Consider the following 12,806-nt stretch of genomic DNA (forward strand, 5'->3'; position numbering starts at 1 on the left):
TGTCGGCTGACCAAGTCGTCGGCCGATCCTCCACAAGAACGGGCCTACGATGGAAACCGCTCTGACGCTGCCCTAGATCTTAAGGGCTGTACGCAGCGAGAAAGCGGGGAGCCGATGCACGTAGATGGAAGATGTCATTGTGGGTTTGTTTCGTACAAGGCGGAAATCGACCCCGAGCAGGTGTCGATCTGCCACTGCACAGACTGCCAGCGGCTGACGGGCACGGCTTATAGGGTCACCGTGACTGCGCGGCGCAAGGCATTCGAGATCACGGGTGGAGAGCCGAAGCTCTACGTGAAATTTGGCGATAATGGCCGCCGCCGGCTGCAGTATTTTTGTCCGAATTGCGGGTCGCCGATCTATACAACCGGAGAGCTTGAAGATGCTGACGAGGTAGGTATTCGTCTGGGAACGATAAACCAGCGACACGAGCTCCGCCCCCGATCGCAGAGCTGGGGCTCGTCCCGGCTGCCCTGGGTCGACACCATAGGGAATCTTCCCGGACGGCCAGGTGATTAGCGCGCGCTGATCAGCGGTCGATGACCAGATCGCTCAGAGGTTTCGAACAGCAGGGCAGGAACATTCCGGCGTCGATTTCCCGCTGCCTGATGCCGCCATTGTGGTTCATTTCCACCGAACCCGAGACGAGCTTGGACTTGCAGGTTCCGCACATGCCGTTGGAGCAGGATGATGGGAGCCTGATGCTGCCTTTCTTCGCGGCTGCCAGCACGGTCTGATCGGCGGGGACTTCGAGCATTCGCTTCTGCTTCGAGAACTCGACCTGGTAGATCTTTCCGGCCGGCTGTGCCTCGACGTCGAGCCCGGTTTCGTCGATCACTGCTGCATCGAAGCTCTCTTCGATGTAGTTCGACGCCGGGATCCCAAGCGCTGCTGTGATCGAGCGGGCGGCCGCCATGAATGGCGCCGGACCGCAGCACATGACGACCCGCTCGGCGATGTCAGGAACGGCAAGCTTCAAGAACTCGGGCGAGATCCGTCCGGTCAATCCCGGCCAGGCGCGCTCGCCAACCACCGTTTCGGGCAGGAATTGCAGTCGCAGGCCTTTCATGCGGGCTGCAAGACAGGACAGTTCACTACGAAAGATGAGGTCGAGCGGCGTGCGGGCTGCATGAAGGAACACGATGTCCACCGGCTCGCAGCTATCGGCCAGGTCGCGGGTGATCGACATGACAGGAGTAATGCCCGAACCGCCCGAAAGCAGCAGGAGCTTCGTCCCCGTCACTTTCGGGCGGAGGAAGTGCCCGAGCGGCCCCTGACCCTTGACCCTCATGCCGGGAACCATGTTGTCGTGCAGCCAGTTCGAGACCTTGCCACCCGGCACGCGCTTGACTGTTACCGTGAACGTGTTGCCACGATGGGGCGACGACGAGATGCTGTAACAGCGAGCCTCGCCCTCCGAGCCCGTCTGGAAATCGAACAGGAAATACTGTCCGGCCTCAAAGCTGAACCGCTTGCCTTCCGGAGACGCGAACGTGAAGCTCTTCACGTCATGCGTCTCCTGATGCACGTCGAGGCAGACGAGCGTCTCGTCCCGCTCCGGATCCCAGGTCGCGGCCTCGCTGCTTGATATTTGCTGGAACTCAATACCCATGAGCGCGCATCCGATCGATGTACCAGGCCGCGAATTTGTCGAGGTTGGTTTCCGAGAACCGGGAATAGGGACCCGGCTGATAGGCCGGATCGAGTGCGCCGGCGTGCGAGCGGGCGACGAGATCCGCGTCCTGGTCGGTCGTTGCGATCCAGACGTCGGTCAGCTTGTCGAAATCATAGTCCTTGCCTTCGACGGCATCCTTGTGGACGAGCCACTTGGTTCTGACCAGCGTCTTGCCGGCCGAGAGCGGAATGACGATCGCGACGACGGCGTGGTCGCCCATGAAGTGGTTCCAGCTATTGTGGCCCCAAAGATGCGTATCGCCGAGATCCTTGCGGGTCATTTGGCCGAGGAGCTTCGATGACGCCGCCGTCGCATCATGTGTCTGGGATTCGCCGGCACCGGCGATGATCAGGCGCTGGGTGCGGAAGTTCGTCGCGCAGTCGGCAAGCTGCTCGACCGCTGACGACGGAAAACCGTCGGCTTCCCAGGCCCGCGTCCGCTCGTCATAGAGCCGGAAGTGTTCCTCCGCCTGTTCGCGATCCTCCGGGCTCAGCGTCTCCGGGTCGAAACCGAAGTCGAGATCGACGAAGGAAACGCAGAGTTCCGGATGGTTGGCGGAACAGTGATAGCACTCGCGATTGTTTTCTATCGTGAGCTTCCAGTTGCCGTCCTCGATGACATCGGTCTGATGCGCGACCTTGGCATTGCGGATGTCATAGGGTGCGAGGCGCTCGATCATGGTCTGCTCGAGGTTTGCAATATCCTCAGGCGGATTGTCGGAAAGGCAGACGTAGATGAGGCCGGCGATCGATTTGAAATTCACCGGTTTCAGGCTGTGACACTGCTTGTCGAGGTCCTTGCCCATATGGGGCGCGTAGGCCAGTTCGCCGGTCAGCTCATAGGTCCAGGTGTGGTAGGGACAGACCAGTTTCGAGACGATGGTCTTTCCGGCATCGAGCAGGCGCGACCCGCGATGGCGACAGACGTTGTGAAGCACGCGGAGCTCGCCGTCGTCATCACGAAGGAGGATCAGGCTGGTCTTGCCGATGTCGACGACCGTCGCATCGCCCGGCTCCGGAACGTCGCAGTCCAGGCCGACGCAGATCCAGTGCCTGTGGAAGAAGACATCGATATCGGCTTCGAAGACGTCCTCGCGCGTATAGAGGCCGGCCGGCAGGGAATAACCATCGGCGCGGGCTTCAAGAAGTGCGGAGATGTCAGATGGGAGCCTGTTTAGCATGATAACCTCTCATGGTTCGATGACTGCAGTTTGCTCTTGCATCTCCTAGGCTTCAACGGCATTAATTTTCAGCGATCCATAACTTTATGTAATGTGAAGAGGCCTAGTGAACTTTCGGCGTCGCATCCCATCCCTGACGGCACTGATGACGCTGGAAGCCGTCCTTAGGCATCGCAGCTTTACTGCGGCCGCGATTGAGCTTGGCGTCACGCAGGCAGCGGTCAGCCGCCAGATCGCGGCATTGGAAGAGGAGCTGGGATTGCCGATGTTCGTGCGTAAACACCGCACCATCGAACCGACCGCGGAATGCCTCACCCTGGGAACAACGCTTGCTCAGAGCTTCGCGAATATCGCCGACACGATCGACGCGGTCAGGTCCTCCCAGCAGGACGTCGTGACGATCGGTGCGACGGTCGCCTTCTCCTCGTTCTGGCTTCTTCCCCGCCTGGCGGAGTTCCGACGGGAGAATTCAGGCGTGCAGATCAGGGTCGTCTCGCAGGATGCCAGGATCGATCTCGACGCAAGCGGCATCGACATCGCCATTCGTTACGGGAGACCGCCGTTCGCCGATGCGAAGGTGGTTGCCTCCCAGGAGGACTTTGTCGTTCCTGTATGCTCGCCCGACTATCTCCGGCGGCGTGCGTCCGGCAATCTCAACGAAACCGACGAATTTATCGAGACAGACGTGCATGACAGATCATGGCTGTCCTGGCCGCAATGGGTCGGGGAGACGGGCCGTGCTTTGCGGATAAGGCCGCATCTTCGCTTCAACCATTATACCGAGGCGATCGCGGCCGCCCGCGCCGGGCAGGGGATCGCGCTGGGCTGGCGTCTTCTCGTCCAGACCTTTCTGGATGATGGTACGCTCGTTGCCTTGGACGTCGCCGAGATGCCCACTAAGGACCGGTATTATGTTCTGCTCCCGGCCAGAACACGCCGCAAGCCTGCGGCGGAGCATGCGGCGAATTGGCTGGCGAACGCGCTAACGCGTTGAAGACGCGGAAGATCAACGGGAGGCCAGCCAGGCCTTGATACCCGAGAGGCTGTGGAAATCATCGACTGCGCGTACGCTCACTGCGGGTAGCGCGGCGGCAGCCATTTCCGCCAGAGCACGGCCAGGCCCGAGTTCGAGGATCGCGGTCACGCCACGTTCGCCCAAGGCTTCAATCACGTCTGCCCAATCGATCCTCTCGGCCACCTGCCGTGCCAGACCCTTCCGAGCGCGGTGCGGATCGGCAACAAGAGTAGCGCCACTGGCGGTCATGAGACGCAGGTTCGGGCGGCTCATAGCCACCGAGGCAAGGGCATTGTCGAACGGTGCCACCGCACCGGCTAGCCGCGATGTATGGGAGGCGACATAGACTGCCATCGGGGCGGCACGCGCGGCACCTTCTTCCGGCGCAGCCACGCAGAGCGCATCGATCGATCGTCTATCGCCGCCAACGATGAACAGAAGATCCGGGTTCGTGATGGCAATTGCACAGCCGAAACGACTGGCAAGTTGCTCCACGGCCGCCTGTGGCAAGCCGCGTACATAGCCGAGTCCATCATCCGGCCCGCCCGCCGCGTCCATTGCCCGTGCCCGCTGATCGACCAGTTTCAAAGCATCCATGGGCGACCAGACGCCGGCCACCCCCCATGCCGCCATTTCGCCGACGCTGTAGCCGGCCACCATCGTTTCGCGTGGCGCGCCGGCGGGAAAAAGAACGCTGGCAATGGCAAGCGCCCGCGTCACGCACAGGATCTGGCCCTCGCGGTTGGCATGCAAGGCGGTCTCGGGCGCAGCCCGGCAGAAGTCCGTCGGGTGGCTCCCAAGCATGGCGGTCGCGGCCTCGAAAACGGGCTGTGCATCGGGCTCTGCTGCCAGCAGCCGAAACATCTCTCGATTCTGATGACCTTGGCCCGAACAGAGCAGCGCGAGGGTCACAATTCCATCACCTCTGTAAACAGCGCCATGGCAAGCAGATCGGCGCAACCGCCCGGGCTGAGATTGCGCGCGACGAATGCCTCGTGGATGGCTTTGGCATCCCATCGCCAGTTCGCCCGTCCGACCCCGCCATCCGCCAGGAAGGCGCGGGCCTTGTCGCGAGCGAAATTCAACCCTTCAAGGCCGGCACGATAAAGCAGATTGCTGTCGTCGACCACCGCGATCAGCGCCATACAGGCATGGACCCTCGCGGCCTCCTCGTCACCCATGGCCAGGCGTCGGCCTTCGGCAAGTGCTGGGCGGGCAATATCGTAGACGGATGGCATGCCGGCGGCCGCCTCGGCCCTGGCGCCTCCGACGCGGTAGCGCCGCGCCACGATGCCGCCGTGGCTATCATGCTCCGGCGCCGTGTCGATGATATCCCGTCCCCAACGCCATGCGATAAGGGTGCCGAGCGGCGCTTGCCAATCGCACGTCGCTGCCAGGCCGGCCGCCGCCGCAAGCAGCCCCATGCCGAAGATGGCGCCGCGATGGGTGTTCACCCCGCCGGTCGCATCCCGCATTGCCTTTTCCGCCTCCACGCCGATCTGGCGCAGGCGATCCATGCCCGCGTCCATGGCGCCCGCCTCGGCAAGCGCGATGAAGAACGGCTCCAGCGTCCGGGCGCTGAGACGCAGGAGATCGGCGTCCATGTCGGCATGAGCGCCGTTGTCGATGTGGCTGACCAAGCCGGGCTTGGGCCAGGTTTCCACCTCCAGGATCAGCGCGCGGGCGGCATGCCGCCCGATGAGCGCGGGATCGCAATGCTTGACGCCGACGAGGCGTGGCTCGGCCAGCAATGGAAACGTCATGCAAAAAGCGCCTCCCGCGCAATCAAGGCCGATCCGGCATGGGATTTGATCAAGAGTTCCGGGTTTCCCGACAGCCATTCCCGCCATTGCACGGCCGTGCCGGAAGGCGTGATCAATTCAGCGTCGATACGCATCGGCGCGCGTTCGGCAATCGCATCGAGTAAGGCTGATGCGCGTGCCGCATCAACGCTCGAGCGACAGGCGACTAAAAGATCAAGGTCGGACGTGCCGGTCAGATAAGAGAGGCCGGTCAGGTATTGCCAGGCCAGACTTCCGAAACAGCGACACGAGGCATCCGCCTCCAAAAGCGCGCCAATGGTCGGGCGCCATCGAGCCGGTGCCGCGGGCAGCACATCTTTCAATAAAGGAGGAGGCGTCGTCTGTATCACGGCGGCTGGCGGGCAGGAAAGAGCAAGCCGTTTGCGCCCCGGTAGGGGCAGTCCCAGTGGTAGGGTGTCCATTGGGTCGCGGCAGGTTCGGCGACGGAAAATTGCCGGTCGTCCCAATGCCGCCCAAGCAAGCAGATCGGGCTTCAATTCTTCGTCGACCCGGCCGCGCAGCAGATCGGGCCATGCTTCGGGGCATATATAGGCAAGATCGTGGCGGCGGAGGGCAGCGACGTCAATCATGGTGCAAAGCCAGCCGCTCGACTTCGGCCGCAATCATGGCGGCTTTCGGCCGACCGCCCCGATCGGCGCCCAAACGCGCCCGCAGATCACTCGAAACGGGCTTGGCGAGAAGTGCTGCGAGTTGGGCATTCAAAGAAGCGGCCGGATCCCAGACTTCCACTATGGCGCCGGTAGCGAGAAGATTATCGAGGCCGGGCGCGAAGACGGGCGTTGTCTCGGCCTTTTCCTTCAGCGTCGCGAGCGGCAGTTTGGTCACTCGGGCCATGGATGGCAGGTCCATGACCTCGGGCCAGGCGGTCGGCAGGGCAACCAGCGACCCGCAGGCCAATGCGGTGGCAATGAAGGCACCGGCAGCACTGCCCCCATAGAGAAGGCCGACCGTGCGATGACCCGCATGTTCCGCCAGCCACAGGGCCTTCGCCAGATGCGCCAGCGCCTCGCTGAGGCCCAGGAGCTCGTCACGCCGGCTCATCCGTTGGCTGCCGGAATCGACCAGGAATAACAGGGGCGAGCTGTCCGGCCGCCGAGCGACCGAAAGGATATGCGCGGCCAGCGTCACCGCTTCATCGACGCCCGGATAGGTCTTGTCGGCAATGCCGATCACATCGATCCGGTTTTGTTGGTCCAATCGGCCCCAGCCCGTAACGAGTCCACCCACCTGCGCCACCTCATGGCCGGCCGGAAAGAGCGAGGACAGGATATCAGCGAGCTGCATCGGCGTTCTCCCGATGGATATTGGCTGTGGCAAGGAAGGCCTCGATGTCCCGCTCCGGTATTTGCCCGGGGTCCTCGATACGCAGCCGCGCCCATATCTCGGTGGCATCACGGGCATCACCAAAATGGCGCAATCGATGTTCGAGCCGTATCTGTTCCGCTTCCAGCACCGTCTGGTCAAAGGCGGCTGGCCGTTGCAGTGCGGCAATCGCACCGGCTCGGAAGGCGAAGATATCGTCTTCGACGAAGACATCGGCTGCGCCAATCAGGTAGCGATGCTTGCCGCCCATGGTTCGCCAGACCAGCGCCCGGTCGCGGGAGTCGAATTCCTCCACGCCTTTGTTCGTCTCGATGACTTCCGGCCCGGAAACGGACAGGCGCCCCTGCTCGGAAATGACGAGTGCCGAACAGCAGCCGGCAATCAGGCTGCCGCCGCCATAGCAGCCCGCCCGGCCGCCAAGAAGACCGATGACGCGCACGCCCTTAGATCGCGCCTCCAGCACGGTGCGGATGATCTCGGAGATTGCCAATTCACCGGCATTGGCCTCCTGCAGGCGCACGCCGCCCGTATCGAAGAGAATGACGATATCCCGCCGCATCTTAGCCGCGGCATGCAGTAGGCCCGTCAGCTTGGCGCCATGTACCTCGCCAATGGCGCCGCCCATGAAGCGCCCTTCCTGGGCGGCCACCAGCACGGGGCGGTTGTCGATGCGGCCGGCACCGACGATGACGCCGTCGTCGAACTGTCGGGGCAGATCGAAGAGCGCAAGGTGAGGGCTCGTCTCCCGCCGCTCCGGGCCTAGGAATTCGGTGAAGCTGTCGGCGTCGAGCAGGTGCAGTAACCGGCCGCGGGCGGACTCTTCATACCAGCTGCGGCGCAGCGTGTGGGGATTGGTCATTCTGGCTTCTCCATCAGCCGCACGCCCTGGGCCAGGCGCAGCGCCACCATATCCGGCCGCGCACCGCCATCATTGATCGTGATGCGCAGACCGCCGGCGGCGGAACGTGCCACGAAATCCTCGGTAACCGCCGCCCACAGCTCGCTGAAACCATGGGCCGGCGTTGCAATCTCGATGACGCAGCGGTCGAGCGCCTCCCGCCGCTCAAGCAAGACTTCGAGGTTACCGGAAGCGACGACGCCCACCAGAGCGACGGCGCGGGTTCCGCCGGTCTGTGTCGATTTCAGTTCATAGAGCAGATTTTCCATGGCATCGGCCTTACCAATTGCGGAACCGGGTGGGCGGCCTGTACAGACCGCCGGAGGCGAGCATCAGATCCTTGATGGAATGGGCAGCCAGCAGGCTGCGATCGGCATCCAACGGGTCTATTCCAAGGTCTTCGGGACGCTGGATGATTTTGCGTTGACGCAAGCGCTCCACCATCTTGCGGTCCCGGGCACGGCCCACCTCGGTGTAGCCAGCCACCCCCCGGATCGCCTGCTCCCGCTCGTCTTTGTCGCGGCACAACAGCAGATTGGCGATTCCCTCTTCCGTCACGATGTGGGTTACGTCATCACCGTAAACCATGACGGGAGCCAGATCGAGCTGCAGCTTGTCGGCGAGATCCAGTGCGGCCAGACGCTCGACGAACATCGGCACCATGCCATCGCCGAAGGTTTCGCCAATCTGGGCGACCAGCTTGCGTCCGCGGCGCAGGGCAGGGGTGGCCGCTGCGGGATCGGCTTCCCTGCCGGCACGCAGCCAGGCTCCGCTCGGATGACGCCGGCCCCGCGCGTCCGATCCCATATTGGGCGCGCCGCCGAAACCGGCGACCCGGCTGTCGGTCACGGTCGAACTGTTGCCCGAAAGATCGATCTGCAAGGTCGAGCCGATGAACATGTCGCACGCATAAAGTCCGGCGGTTTGGCAGAAGGCACGGTTGGAACGCAGCGAGCCGTCAGGCCCGGTGAAAAAAATGTCGGGACGAGCCCGCATATAGTCTTCCATGCCCACTTCGGAGCCGAAGCAATGGATTTGCTCCACCCATCCGGCCTCGATGGCGGGGATCAGGGTGGGATGAGGGTTCAGCGCCCAGTGCGTGCAGACCTTGCCCCTCAATCCCAGCCGTTCGCCGTAGGTCGGCAGCAGCAGCTCGATGGCGGCTGTGTTAAAGCCGATGCCATGGTTCAGGCGGCGCACGCCATAGGGTGCGTACAGTCCCTTGATGGCCAGCATCGCAGTCAGGATCTGCGTTTCGGTAATGGCCGCGGGGTCGCGCGTGAACAACGGCTCCACATAGAAGGGGCGCTTGGCATCCACCACGAAATGAACCTGGTCGGCGGGAATGTCGACGCGCGGCACGCGATCGACGATCTCGCCCACCTGGGCGACGACCAGCCCCTTGCCGAAGCTCGTCGCCTCCACGACCGTTGGCGTGTCTTCCGTATTGGGTCCAGTGTAGAGGTTTCCCGCCTTGTCCGCGCTGACCGCCGCGATGAGCGCCACCTGCGGCGTCAGATCAATGAAGTAACGGGCGAAGAGTTCCAGATAGGTGTGAACGGCGCCGAGCTCGATCTGACCGCCGAACATCATGCGCGCGATGCGGGCCGACTGCGGGCCGGAATAGGAAAAATCAAGCCGCCGGGCGACACCGCTTTCGAAAATATCGAGGTGCTCGGGCAAGACGACACCCGACTGCACCATATGCAGGTCGTGTATCCTGGCGACATCGACTTCGGACAGCGCCGTCGCCAACAGGTCGGCCTGCTTCTGGTTGTCGCCCTCAAGGCAAACTCGATCACCAGGCTTCAGGATCGCCTCCAGGAAAGCGACGAGGTGCTGCGGGTCGACAAGCTTGCCGGCAGAGAAACGCTGGCCGGCTTCGAGACGTGCCTGCCTGTCGCGGCCCTTTGTGTTCCAATCTCGCATTTCAATTGCCCTTTGTATGCGCAAGAGAGCGTTTTCATGCGTTCACTATATATACAATTGCCATAAACGCAATAATGTGTATTTTAAAATCGCTACAAGGCATTTTTGTATTCATGGGAGGAGAACAAATGTCGATCTTGTATTTCTTCGGGCGCGTATGCGAGGAGGATCGTCCATGATGATCTCCGGTGTCGCGATGCTTGCCCTTTGCACCCTGTTGGGGAGCGTCCTTGGTGATCTCCTGGGCGTGGCGCTTGGCGTGAAGGCGAATGTCGGCGGTGTCGGCATTGCCATGATCCTTCTCATTGCCACGCGGCTATGGTTGAACAGGCGGGGCTTGTTGACGGTTCCGCTCAAGCTCGGCGTCGAGTTCTGGGGCGCTCTCTACATTCCGATCGTTGTCGCCATGGCGGCGCAGCAAAACGTGTTGGTGGCTGCGCGCAGCGGTCCGCTGGTGCTGATTGCCGGGATCGTGACTGTTTTCGTTTGCTTCGCGACCGTCGCGCTGATGAGCCGTATCGGCGAGAGAGGCGAAACGATGGATGAAATCGAAGCCAGGGCCAGGGGTGAGCTTGCCGCCTCCGGCAACGCGGCCTGAGGGAGGGTTCCATGGAGATCTTGAAACACGGCCTGACCGCCAACAGCCTGCTCACCGCGTTTGCGATTGTCGGATTGGTCATGTGGCTGTCGAATGCCATTTCGAAACATGTCCTGTTCGGCCGCGTCCACGGCTCGGCTATCGCAATCGTTCTGGGGCTCGCGGCAGCCTTTGCCGCTGGTCTGTGGACCGGAGGCGAAAAAGGGGTTGTTGATATTCCAATCCTCAGCGGCATCGGCCTGATGGGCGGAGCCATGCTGCGCGATTTCGCCATCGTCGCCACGGCTTTTGAAGTGGACGTTGCCCAGGCGCGCAAGGCTGGCGCTGTCGGTGCGCTTGCCCTTGGCCTCGGCACGCTGCTTCCGTTCATTGTCGGCTCGTTACTCGCCGTCGCTTTCGGTTACACGGATGCCATATCCATCACCACGATCGGCGCCGGTGCCATAACCTATATCGTAGGTCCGGTGACGGGGGCGGCTTTGGGCGCAAGCTCGGCCGTGATTGCGCTGTCCATCGCGACCGGCGTTTTTAAGGCAGTCCTTGTCATGGTCGGAACACCGATCGTGGCTAAGGCGATCGGTCTCGATAATCCTCGCAGCGCCATGGTGTTCGGCGGCCTGATGGGAACAGTCAGCGGCGTGTCGGGCGGCTTGGCGGCGACCGATCGTCGTCTCGTTCCCTATGGCGCACTGACGGCGACGTTTCATACGGGGCTCGGCTGCCTTGTTGCGCCTTCGATCCTTTATCTTGCCGTGCGAGGGATTGCCGGGAGCTGAAACAGCATCACTATGCCGGCTGATCGGCGCGGGGGAAGGCGGTCTAACGCCGTATCCCGCGCAAGATCGCCGTTGACGATTTCGTGCACCTACCGACCCAACGTCGTCGACGATCTTATCGCCAACAGGCAAAACAGCCTGGGGTAGCTTGATGGTTCATATCGATTGCTATCTGTCGAATTGGATGCTGTAAAACTGAATGGTTGCCCGCCAAATCGGAAGCAAGGTTTGAAATGACGGAATTTGACGAAGCTGGATCGATCGGTCAGCGCATTAAACTGGTGCTGATGGATGAGATTTCTTCCGGTGCCATAAGGCCCGGCACAAGTTTGGACGAGGCAACGCTGAGCAGCCGCTTTGGCGCTTCCCGCACGCCGGTGAGGGAGGCTCTGCGTCAGCTGGAGGCGATCGGCCTGGTTGAGATTCGCCCGCGGCGCGGCGCAACGGTCCTGCCGCTGACCTTGCCGCGGCTTATGGAGATGTTCGAAGTGACCGCGGAGATGGAATGCATGTGCGTCCGTCTGGCAACGCATCGCATAACGGGCATGGAACGCGCGGTTCTGGCTGACATTCACGAGCGTTCCGAAATCGCGGCGAAAGCGGACGACTTCGAACAGTATGACAAGCTCAATTTGTCTTTCCACGAAGCGTTGTATCGCAGCGCGCACAACGAGTTTCTGTTCGATGAACTGATGCGGCTCCGCGCAAGGCTCCTGCCATTCCGCAGAACGCAGCTGCGTCAACCGCAGCGATTGGCGGCTTCGTTTCTTGAGCACGAGGCGATCTTGCGCGCGATGATGCGCGGCGATGCAACGGAAGCGGCTCTGATCATGCGCGAGCATATGCTGAATGCCGCTCTGGCATTGGCACGCTACATGGAAATCGACGAGGGAGCCGCATAAAGGGATCATCCGACAAGCGCGTAAGATAAGCAGCGCTCATCGGTGACGATTTGCTCAGAGGTAATCGGCAACGGCGCTCATGAAACCACCTAGGATTTCCGAGGGGCAGCGTTGCCTCTATCATCCTTGCATTTACGGAGCGCGGCTCCATAAATGCAAGGAAGGACACTAAGTGCATAGTTCCACGCGCTGTTGCTTGGTCTTACACCATGCACACGCAATTCATGTCGGCTGACATGGCTCGGAACGCCGCAACACGATCCAGATGTTGGATCGTGTTGTGTCTGGGTTCGTCAGAGCGGTCTGACGTTTTCTGCTTTCGACTTGCCGGTCTTACGATCCTGACCGAGATCATAGGAAACGGACTGCCCCTCTTTGAGCACATCGCCATATTGCAGGGCGGAAACGTGCACGAACACGTCAGCTCCTCCCGTTTCCGGCTCGATGAAGCCGAAGCCCTTGTCGCTGTTAAAAAACTTAACTTTACCAGTCGGCATGCCAGTCCCCCGTATCTGTACAGTTTGATTCCGACGGCAACCTAGCGGTCAGTTGGCGCCAGATCAAGCGGGTTGAATGCGGAGCTTTGATGTTGTCCATCTTCTCTTACGCTTTTTGCCTCTCGTCCGCTTGCGGCGGCAGCCGAATTTTCCACGACGGATTATGGCCTAGCAACCGCTATGGTCTCAT

Annotated in this window: 15 protein-coding genes; 5 read left to right on the plus strand and 10 right to left on the minus strand. The window is 61.7% G+C overall.

Going from position 1 to position 12,806, the window contains the following annotated elements; translation table 11 throughout:
- The first annotated feature begins 114 nt into the window (after nt 1-114).
- Nucleotides 115-519, plus strand: a complete 405-nt coding sequence (locus ACPYOP_RS02605) for a GFA family protein (RefSeq protein ID WP_481408825.1) — start codon at nt 115-117, stop codon at nt 517-519.
- A 10-nt stretch (nt 520-529) separates the two neighbouring features.
- Here ACPYOP_RS02605 and ACPYOP_RS02610 read toward each other — a convergent pair whose 3' ends face one another.
- On the minus strand, nt 530-1,612 hold the full coding sequence (locus ACPYOP_RS02610) for an FAD-binding oxidoreductase (protein ID WP_481408826.1): 1,083 nt from the start codon (nt 1,610-1,612) through the stop codon (nt 530-532).
- A complete protein-coding gene (locus ACPYOP_RS02615; RefSeq protein WP_481408827.1) occupies nt 1,602-2,855 on the minus strand; it encodes an aromatic ring-hydroxylating oxygenase subunit alpha in 1,254 nt (417 codons plus the stop codon). Before ACPYOP_RS02615 ends, ACPYOP_RS02610 begins: the two co-directional genes overlap by 11 nt.
- Nucleotides 2,856-2,961: 106 nt before the next feature.
- Between ACPYOP_RS02615 and ACPYOP_RS02620 the strand changes: the two genes are divergently transcribed.
- Nucleotides 2,962-3,849, plus strand: coding sequence for a LysR substrate-binding domain-containing protein (locus tag ACPYOP_RS02620; RefSeq protein ID WP_481408828.1), 888 nt, complete (start codon nt 2,962-2,964; stop codon nt 3,847-3,849).
- Between the two features lie 12 nt (nt 3,850-3,861).
- Here the strand turns inward: ACPYOP_RS02620 and ACPYOP_RS02625 are convergent, their stop codons facing one another.
- Genes ACPYOP_RS02625 through mdcA form a run of 7 tightly spaced genes read right to left on the minus strand, consistent with a single transcriptional unit; the run spans nt 3,862 to nt 9,843 of the window.
- Entirely contained in the window at nt 3,862-4,782 is a 921-nt protein-coding gene (locus tag ACPYOP_RS02625) for an ACP S-malonyltransferase (protein WP_481408829.1), read from the minus strand.
- Nucleotides 4,779-5,633, minus strand: coding sequence for a triphosphoribosyl-dephospho-CoA synthase MdcB (mdcB, locus tag ACPYOP_RS02630; RefSeq protein WP_481408830.1), 855 nt, complete (start codon nt 5,631-5,633; stop codon nt 4,779-4,781). The genes ACPYOP_RS02625 and mdcB overlap by 4 nt, the downstream gene beginning before the upstream one ends.
- On the minus strand, nt 5,630-6,262 hold the full coding sequence (gene mdcG, locus ACPYOP_RS02635) for a malonate decarboxylase holo-[acyl-carrier-protein] synthase (protein ID WP_481408831.1): 633 nt from the start codon (nt 6,260-6,262) through the stop codon (nt 5,630-5,632). Before mdcG ends, mdcB begins: the two co-directional genes overlap by 4 nt.
- Nucleotides 6,255-6,977, minus strand: a complete 723-nt coding sequence (locus tag ACPYOP_RS02640; protein ID WP_481408832.1) for a biotin-independent malonate decarboxylase subunit gamma — start codon at nt 6,975-6,977, stop codon at nt 6,255-6,257. The genes mdcG and ACPYOP_RS02640 overlap by 8 nt, the downstream gene beginning before the upstream one ends.
- Nucleotides 6,964-7,875 (minus strand): biotin-independent malonate decarboxylase subunit beta, encoded by a 912-nt coding sequence (locus ACPYOP_RS02645; protein WP_481408833.1) that lies wholly within the window; start codon nt 7,873-7,875, stop codon nt 6,964-6,966. The genes ACPYOP_RS02640 and ACPYOP_RS02645 overlap by 14 nt, the downstream gene beginning before the upstream one ends.
- Nucleotides 7,872-8,183: a malonate decarboxylase acyl carrier protein gene (gene mdcC / locus ACPYOP_RS02650; RefSeq protein WP_481408834.1), complete on the minus strand. Its 312-nt coding sequence runs from the start codon at nt 8,181-8,183 to the stop codon at nt 7,872-7,874. The genes ACPYOP_RS02645 and mdcC overlap by 4 nt, the downstream gene beginning before the upstream one ends.
- A 10-nt stretch (nt 8,184-8,193) precedes the next feature.
- The gene (mdcA, locus tag ACPYOP_RS02655; protein WP_481408835.1) at nt 8,194-9,843 is read right to left on the minus strand and encodes a malonate decarboxylase subunit alpha; all 1,650 of its coding nucleotides are present in this window, start codon (nt 9,841-9,843) and stop codon (nt 8,194-8,196) included.
- 175 nt (nt 9,844-10,018) lie between these two features.
- Between mdcA and madL the strand changes: the two genes are divergently transcribed.
- From madL to ACPYOP_RS02670, 3 genes are all read left to right on the plus strand, one after another.
- Entirely contained in the window at nt 10,019-10,441 is a 423-nt protein-coding gene (madL, locus tag ACPYOP_RS02660; RefSeq protein WP_481408836.1) for a malonate transporter subunit MadL, read from the plus strand.
- Between the two features lie 11 nt (nt 10,442-10,452).
- A complete protein-coding gene (gene madM, locus ACPYOP_RS02665; protein WP_481408837.1) occupies nt 10,453-11,217 on the plus strand; it encodes a malonate transporter subunit MadM in 765 nt (254 codons plus the stop codon).
- A gap of 233 nt (nt 11,218-11,450) precedes the next feature.
- A complete protein-coding gene (locus ACPYOP_RS02670) occupies nt 11,451-12,119 on the plus strand; it encodes a GntR family transcriptional regulator (RefSeq protein WP_481408838.1) in 669 nt (222 codons plus the stop codon).
- 293 nt (nt 12,120-12,412) lie between these two features.
- Here the strand turns inward: ACPYOP_RS02670 and ACPYOP_RS02675 are convergent, their stop codons facing one another.
- Entirely contained in the window at nt 12,413-12,616 is a 204-nt protein-coding gene (locus ACPYOP_RS02675) for a cold-shock protein (protein WP_481408839.1), read from the minus strand.
- Nucleotides 12,617-12,806 lie beyond the last annotated feature (190 nt).

The organism is Rhizobium sp. KNZ2-6A, assembly GCF_056755475.1.